Source organism: Streptomyces sp. AF1A (assembly GCF_047340315.1).
Lineage (GTDB): Bacteria > Actinomycetota > Actinomycetes > Streptomycetales > Streptomycetaceae > Streptomyces.
Genome location: NZ_JBLEBI010000268.1, coordinates 1 through 6,659 on the forward strand (window position 1 = coordinate 1; position 6,659 = coordinate 6,659).

Below are 6,659 nucleotides of genomic sequence, written 5' to 3' on the forward strand. Positions count from 1 at the left end.
AAGGGCTGTCCCGTAACTGCTGGTCACGGGTGAGATGATCTTGCCGTGGCTGGTGTGATCACGGCGTCGGAGCCGTCCTGGATAGCCCCGTTCACCGGGCTGAGTCCGCGTCAGTTCGGCAAGCTGATCACCGCGTTGCGGCGTGAGGGTGCGGATCCGGTGCGCAAGGGCCGGCCCTGGAGCCTGCCCCTGGAGGACCGCGTGCTCCTGGTCGCCGCGTACTGGCGCACGAACCTGACCCTGCGCCAACTGGCCCCGCTGTTCGGGGTGTCCAAGTCGGCGGCCGATCGCATCATCGACCACCTCGGGCCCGCTCTCGCGCTCCAGCAGCGCAAGCGGTTCCGCAAGGACACCGTGCTGATCGTGGACGGCACCCTGGTCCCCACCCGCGACCATGCCATCGCCGAGCAGTCCAAGAACTACCGGTACTCCACCAACCACCAGGTCGTCATCGACGCCGACACCCGGCTCGTCGTCGCGGTCGGCCGGCCGGTCCCCGGCAACCGCAACGACTGCACGGCGTGCAAGCTGTCCGGCGCGAAACACGCCGTCGGCAAGACCACAGTCATCGCAGACGGCGGCTACCGCGGCACCGGCCTGGTCATCCCGCACCGCCGCGAAAAAGGCCAGAGCAAACTCCCGGCCTGGAAGGAGGAGCACAACGCCTCCCACCGCAAAGTCCGTGCCCGCGTGGAGCACGTCTTCGCCCGTATGAAGGGCTGGAAGATCCTTCGCGACTGCCGACTGAAAGGCGACGGCATTCACCACGCCATGCTCGGCATCGCCCGCCTGCACAACCTCGTCCTTGCCGGGTGACGCAGAAACCAGCAGGCCAACACACACGTCAAAGATCATTTACGGGACAGCCCTAAGGGAAGGGCACGTGCAGCACCTTCTGTAAGGCCTTCGTCAGCAGCGTCGGATCCTTCTGGAAGATCCGGTGCAGCGCCTCATGCGACGAGCCGACCATCAGCTCTCCTCTCTGTACGACGTGATCAACGAGCTAGCCTCGATCTTGCATGAGGGTCCGTCAGCAAGCTGACGGACCCTCATGCAAGATCGAGGCTAGAATGGGACATACCGAAACTCTCACCAGAACAGATAAAGCAATTCGTGGCAGAGGCTTACAGGCGTGGATGACAATTATGCAGCACAGCTGCAGATTTATTCGATGGAAGAGAATAGCGTAACTACCGCCGTTTGCATTGTTCGGTGCGTAGGAGGCATCGCGCGCACCGGTCAGCAATTCGTATCATTGCCAGGCGTCGATGGCGGCGGCAACCACTCACGTCTAACACTTGACTGGATTCACCGTTACGAGCGGCCAGTCGACTTCCTGGAACCGCCACACAGCGCCAAGGTGCACTTTTCGAGCAGGGAATTTATTGACCTCAAGAAGGGTGTCGTTATAACAGCTGTTGAGACCGAAGATTAAGCAACACGCACCGGAACTGGGATACGCGCCATTCGAGGAAGCAGAGGGCATCTCGGCTGGCCGCGCGTGACCCGTGGCTGGCGGCCAGCAGGGCTACGGCATGAGGGGGTCCACGGAGCCGACCGGACGGCGCGGCGCGGTTCGGGAGGTGTCGGTATCGACGCCCATGACCCGTACGCTGCCTGCGCGGAAGGTGGCATGAGCGGCGGAGAAATCGGGGGTTTCGGCAGGAAGAACCACGAGTGGAAGCTTCCCAAGACTTGCAGGGCGGGCTCCGGTCCGAAGCGGATCTCGCAGTGCAGCTGCACGTAATGACCGTGATCACCATTGACATCGGTAACTGCGAACTGACGTGCAAGGTCCACCATGAACGTCGGACGACCGTCGAACGAGTAGGTCCCGTACTGGAAAAGGAGCCCATCACCGTCAGGGACATCAGAGACGTCGAACAAGTGTCGACCGAAACGCAGGAAGGCTTCCCACACGTCCTCCGCGCCCAGGCATGCAGTCGTCTGCTGTCCCGTTCGGAGTTCTGCCTCCAGCAGCCCCACGGCCTCGTCAATCGACGGCCTCAGCGCCATGCCCACCCTCCCCGCCCCAGGCGACCCAGCCTACGCAACCAGGGCAAAGGTTCCCGGTTCCGGCACCAGCCTGGCCGGGTGGCTCCTAAACCGCCCGACGGCCACGCTCTCACTCCGCGTCGAACAACTCCGTCGCGTCCGTGGCGTCAGCGACCGCGCCGCCTCTCGGGCGCAGCTCGCCAAGCTCCTGGAGGTCTCCGAGGCTGACAACATCACCGTGCGCGTCATCCCCTTCGACCTGGACGGCTTCGCCAGCGCTTCGAGCGCCATGGTCTACGCCGGAGGCCTCGTTCCCAAGCTGGACACCGTGGTGCGTGACGTCCCCCATGGCTCTGCCTTCATCGACTCCGAAGCGCAGCTCAGCGCCTTTCGAACGCGCTTCCGTAAGGTGGAGGCCGTGTCGCTCGACCCCGAACGGTCGCGTGACTTCATCCACCGGCTGGCGAAGGAGCTGTGAGGCACCCATGGACAACTGGCGGAAGTCGTCCTACTCGGGCCCGGATGACGGCAACAACTGCGTAGAGATCGCCACCCGCCCCACCCGCATAGCCATCCGCGATTCCAAGGACCCGGCCATAGGCCCCCTCACCGTCCCGGCCGGATCGTTCGCCCTCTTCATCGATGCCCTGAAGGAGGCGTCCGAGTCACCGGCGACGTCTTAGCGCTCCCCACTTCCGTCGCTCCCCGGGGCAGGACAGCATTGCGCGTAACCCGATCCGGAAGGCCGACTCGGCAGGTCATGGATGACCGGGGACGGTCGGCGCGCCGAGCCGGGCCTGCGTCAGGCGCCGCAATCGCTGTGGCGGACCAGGCGCGCGTCCACTACCGGACTTCCCCGGCACGGTCGATGATCTGCCACTGAACGCATCAACCAGCGAGGGATGTCGAGGTGGCACACGGATGAAGGTCTTCGTCTCTTCGGACATGGAAGGCGTGGCAGGGATCGTCGACTGGGATCAGTGCCGGCCGTCGGGCCCGGAGTACGGCCACTACCGGGAGTTGCTGGAGCACGAGGTCAACGCGGCGATCGAGGGTGCGGCGGCAGCCGGCGCGGGGGAGTTCCTGGTCAACGACTCGCACTCGGCTATGTCGAACCTGCGGCCGGACCGCCTTGCACACCGGGCGCGTTACCTGTCCGGCCGGCACAAGCCGCTGTACATGATGCAGGGGCTCGACGCGTCGTTCGACGCCGTCTTCTTCGTCGCGTACCACGGCTCCATGTCCGGCGCCCCGGCCACGCTGTCGCACACGTACAACCCGCGCGCGATCGCCGAGGTCCGGCTGAACGGCGTGCCGACCGGAGAGGCCGGGATCAACGCCCTGGTCGCGCTGGGGTACCAGGTCCCGGTCGTGCTCGTCACCGGTGACGACGTCACCGCCGCACAGGCAGAGCCCTTCTGCCCCGGGATCAGGGCGGCGGTGGTGAAGAACTCGGTCTCCCGCTTCGCCGCCGACAGCATGCATCCGGAGCAGGCCCGCGACGTGATCAGGCAGGCCGCCGATGCCGCGGTGCGGCAACTGGCGGACGCCCGGCCGCCCGCGATCGACCTGCCCGCCACGCTGACCGTCCGCTTCCGCAACGCCGATCTGGCCGAGATGGCGACCTGGATCAACGGCGTGGCCCGCGACGACGAGCTGACCGTCCGCCTCACGGACGACGATCCGGTCCGCCTGTACCGCGCCTTCGTCACCCTCGTCCTGCTCACCCGAGGCATCGCCGAATAGGTCCCCCTGCATCTCCTGGGCATCCTTCAACCTCTTCATGAGGCCCGGAAGAAGAGGCCTTGACGAAGAGGGCCTGACGTATGCCTCGTAGCGCGGCCCGCGCCAGCGGCTACCGCAGCAACACCCCCGCCCCCTCCACCACCTCCTCGGACGGCACCGCCACCAGCCCCATCTCCGCGCTCGACGCCAGCAACCTGTGCGCCGGGAGGATGCGGACGGTGTAGCCGTAGGGGCCGGTGCGGTCGAGGGAGAGGGGGCCCTCGTACAGCAGGCGGCCCTCCAGGTCGGGGGCGCCCGCCGGTTTCAGCGGGACGACCGCCGCGTCGGCGATGCGGTCCTGCGCGTCGACGCGGCCGGAGACCGCCTGGACCTCGACGTCGTCGGGGGTGAGCTCGCCCAGCCCCACGCGCACGCGCAGACCCACCGTCGTGCCCAGTTCCGCCGTGGCCGTCGTCGCGGTCGTCTCGACGTGGTCGACGCTCACGCCGGACCAGGCGGCCCGCACCCTGGCCTTCCATGCGGCCAGGTCCCGGGACGTGTCCGGGGTGAGGGCGCGATGGGACTGGGCGGCGGGGGTGTAGAGGCGGTCGACGTACTCGCGGACCATGCGGCCGGCCAGCACCTTGGGGCCGAGCAGGGTGAGGGTCTGGCGGACCATCTGGATCCAGCGGTCGGGCAGGCCGCCGCGTCCGCGCTCGTAGAAGCGCGGGGTGACCCGCTGCTCCAGCAGGTCGTAGAGCGCCGCCGCCTCGATGTCGTCGCGGCGGTCGGCGTCCGTGCCCGTGCCGTCCGCCGTGGGGATGGCCCAGCCGAAGTCCGGCTGGAACCACTCGTCCCACCAGCCGTCCAGGACCGAGAGGTTCAGGCAGCCGTTCAGGGCCGCCTTCATGCCGCTCGTGCCGCAGGCCTCCAGCGGGCGCAGCGGGTTGTTCAGCCAGACGTCGCAGCCGGGGTAGAGCTTCTGCGCCATCGCCATGCCGTAGTCGGGCAGGAAGACGATGCGGTGGCGCACGCGCGGGTCGTCGGCGAAGCGGACCAGTTCCTGGACCAGGCGCTTGCCGCTGTCGTCCGCCGGGTGCGCCTTGCCCGCGACCACGATCTGGATCGGGCGGTCCGGGTGCAGCAGCAGCTCCATCAGGCGGTCGCGGTCGCGGAGCATCAGGGTCAGGCGCTTGTACGACGGCACCCGGCGCGCGAAGCCGATGGTCAGCACGTCCGGGTCCAGGGCGCCCTCGATCCAGCCCAACTCGGCGTTTCCGGCGCCGCGTTGCCGCCAGGAGGCGCGCAGGCGGTCGCGCACCTCCAGCACCAGCTGCTCGCGCAGGGTGCGGCGCAGCTCCCAGATCTCCTGGTCGGGGATGTCCGCGACCGCGTCCCAGCGCTCGGAGGCGCCGACGGTCATCGCGTCCTCGGCCCGCTGGGCGCCGATCTGGCGGGCGCCGAGCCGCAGCACCTCCGGGGCGACCCAGGTGGGTGCGTGCACCCCGTTGGTCACGGACGTGATCGGCACCTCCTCGGCGTCGAATCCCGGCCACAGTCCCGCGAACATCTCCCGGCTGACCTGGCCGTGCAGCAGCGACACGCCGTTGGCCCGCTGGGCCAGCCGCAGGCCCATGACGGCCATGTTGAACAGGTTCGGCTCGCCGCCCGGGTAGGTCTCCATGCCCAGCGCGAGAATCCGCTGCACGTCGATGCCGGGCAGCTCGGCGCAGGGGCCGAAGTGGCGGGCGACCAGCTCCCGGTCGAAGCGGTCGATGCCGGCCGGTACCGGGGTGTGCGTGGTGAACACCGTGCCGCCGCGCACGGCCTCCAGCGCGGCGTCGAAGTCGAGCCCCCGCTCGCACAGTTCGGAGATCCGCTCCAGGCCCAGGAAGCCCGCGTGGCCCTCGTTGGTGTGGAACACCTCCGGCTCGGGGTGCCCGGTGAGCCGGCAGTACGTCCGCACCGCCCGCACGCCCCCTATGCCGAGCAGCATCTCCTGCAGCAGCCGGTGTTCGCTGCCGCCGCCGTAGAGCCGGTCGGTGACCCCGCGCTCGCCGGGGTCGTTCCCCTCCACGTCCGAGTCCAGCATCAGCAGCGGTACCCGGCCCACCTGCGCCACCCAGATCCGGGCGTGCAGCGCCGTGCCGCCCGGCAGCGCGAGGGAGACCTGCGCGGGGGTGCCGTCGGGCTCCTTCAGCTGGGTGACGGGGAGTTCGTTGGGGTCGAGCACCGGGTAGTGCTCCTGCTGCCAGCCGTCCCGGGACAGGGTCTGCCGGAAGTAGCCGTGCCGGTACAGCAGGCCGACCCCGATCAGCGGCACGCCGAGGTCGCTGGCCGCCTTCAGATGGTCGCCGGCGAGGATGCCGAGGCCGCCGGAGTACTGGGGCAGCGCGGCCGTGATGCCGAACTCGGGTGAGAAGTAGGCGACGGCGGCGGGCAGGCCCGCGGCCTGCGCCTGGTACCAGCGGTCGCCGGTCAGATAGTCGTCGAGGTCGTCGGCGACCGCGGTCAGGCGGCGCAGGAACCGCCGGTCCCCGGCCAGCTCGGCGAGCCGTGCCGGGCGCACCCGGCCCAGCAGCCGCACCGGGTCGCGCCCGGCGGCGGCCCAGGCCTCGGGGTCGACGGACTGGAACAGGTCGCGTGTTTCCGCATGCCAGGACCAGCGCAGGTTGCGCGCCAGGTCGCTCAGCGGCCGGAGGGGTTCGGGGAGAACGGGACGGACGGTGAACCGACGGATCGCCTTCACATTCCACCTCGGACGCATCGCGGGGTGAGACGCACGGCGCTGTACGTCTCGTCGTCACCCTCGACGGTAGTGGTTACCGGGGCGTCGGTGGGGACGTACCGGGCGGGGGTGTCGGGGCGTGGGGAGCACGCCCCGGGGCACCCGCACAAGAGGGCCGGTCTTGTGCGTGGACATACGCGTGAGTAGTTAA

Annotated in this window: 5 protein-coding genes and 1 pseudogene; 5 read left to right on the forward strand and 1 reads right to left on the reverse strand. The window is 68.8% G+C overall.

All coding sequences use genetic code 11. The features are described from left to right. Positions 1-45 precede the first annotated feature (45 nt). The 5 genes and pseudogenes from ACLU3S_RS35075 to ACLU3S_RS35095 all read left to right on the forward strand — a co-directional run bounded on the left by ACLU3S_RS35075 (position 46) and on the right by ACLU3S_RS35095 (position 3,741). Positions 46-816: a transposase gene (locus ACLU3S_RS35075; RefSeq protein WP_413956016.1), complete on the forward strand. Its 771-nt coding sequence runs from the start codon at positions 46-48 to the stop codon at positions 814-816. A 316-nt stretch (positions 817-1,132) separates the two neighbouring features. Continuing rightward, on the forward strand, positions 1,133-1,435 hold the full coding sequence (locus tag ACLU3S_RS35080; RefSeq protein WP_413956017.1) for a hypothetical protein: 303 nt from the start codon (positions 1,133-1,135) through the stop codon (positions 1,433-1,435). 714 nt (positions 1,436-2,149) lie between these two features. Further along, positions 2,150-2,473, forward strand: a pseudogene (locus ACLU3S_RS35085) (Scr1 family TA system antitoxin-like transcriptional regulator); the annotation flags it as partial. A 7-nt stretch (positions 2,474-2,480) separates the two neighbouring features. Continuing rightward, positions 2,481-2,678, forward strand: a complete 198-nt coding sequence (locus tag ACLU3S_RS35090; protein WP_413956018.1) for a DUF397 domain-containing protein — start codon at positions 2,481-2,483, stop codon at positions 2,676-2,678. 238 nt (positions 2,679-2,916) lie between these two features. Beyond that, complete coding sequence (locus ACLU3S_RS35095; RefSeq protein WP_413956019.1) at positions 2,917-3,741, forward strand: M55 family metallopeptidase; 825 nt, start codon at positions 2,917-2,919, stop codon at positions 3,739-3,741. A gap of 109 nt (positions 3,742-3,850) precedes the next feature. Here the strand turns inward: ACLU3S_RS35095 and ACLU3S_RS35100 are convergent, their stop codons facing one another. Continuing rightward, positions 3,851-6,469 (reverse strand): glycosyltransferase family 1 protein, encoded by a 2,619-nt coding sequence (locus tag ACLU3S_RS35100; protein ID WP_413956020.1) that lies wholly within the window; start codon positions 6,467-6,469, stop codon positions 3,851-3,853. Positions 6,470-6,659: the final 190 nt, after the last annotated feature.